The 848-nt window shown below is 80.0% G+C and carries 1 protein-coding gene and 1 pseudogene; both read right to left on the bottom strand.

From position 1 onward, the window contains the following. Nucleotides 1-575: ABC transporter (locus KUM32_RS35635; RefSeq protein WP_217146063.1), on the bottom strand; the 575-nt coding region annotated here is incomplete at its 3' end. After that, a pseudogene (locus tag KUM32_RS35630) lies at nucleotides 572-848 on the bottom strand (ABC transporter ATP-binding protein); the annotation flags it as partial. The pseudogene KUM32_RS35630 and the gene KUM32_RS35635, both read right to left, overlap by 4 nt.

Below are 848 nucleotides of genomic sequence, written 5' to 3'. Positions count from 1 at the left end.
GCCCCGCTGTGCGAGCCGCTGACCAGGTCGCGCACGGCGGCGTGGGCCGGCGACGGGGCCTGGACCAGGGCCACGAGCGCGGCCAGCGCCGTGGCCAGCAGGGCGTATCCGGGGCGGCGCAGCAGCGGCCAGTTGCACAGCGCGCCGACCGCCGTGCCGAGCAGGGCGCAGGCGACGGCGGCCAGCAGCCCGCCCACGGTCGCCTCGCCCACCGGGACCGCCACCCGGTGGTCGGCGCTGTGCGCGCCGCTGATCCGCGCGACGACCACGGTGGCCAGCGCGCCGAGCGCGGTCGAGCACAGCAGCGCGGTCAGCACGCACGCCAGGTGGACCCGGGCCGGGCTGGTCGCGGCTGCCGCGACCTGCCGGGCGGCCGGCGGGTCGCCGGCGACGCACACCCGCACCAGCCAGGCGGCCACCGGCAGCAGGCCGGCGGCGGTGTAGCCGAGCGAGTCGAGGATCGGCTGCCCCGACTGGACGCCGATCGCCAGGAAGATCCCGTACAGCAGCAGCGGGGGCAGCAGCCGGTGGGAGCGGACCAGCAGCTCCACCTGGTAGCGCAACAGGGCGGTCACGGGCGCTCCTCGGGCTTCGGCGGGTGCGGCGCGCGGCCCGCCGGCGCCACCGGCCCGCCGAGTGCGGGCGACCCCTCGGGCGCGGGCGGCTCGGTCACGGCCCGGATGTGCCAGGACGGGTGGGCCGTGAGCAGGGCGTGGAGCAGCGCGTCGGAGTACGCGGCGGGCACCGTCAGCGCCGTGCCGCCGTCGGGGGCGCCGGCCACCTCGGGCGCGCCGGGCAGTCCGTCCGGGGGCGCGGCGCCCGGCGGGCCCACGGCCTCGATCCGTACC

The organism is Streptomyces sp. AC627_RSS907, assembly GCF_019049165.1.
The sequence above is the reverse complement of the archived record's forward strand: the minus strand, read 5'-3'. Positions and strand labels throughout refer to the sequence as shown.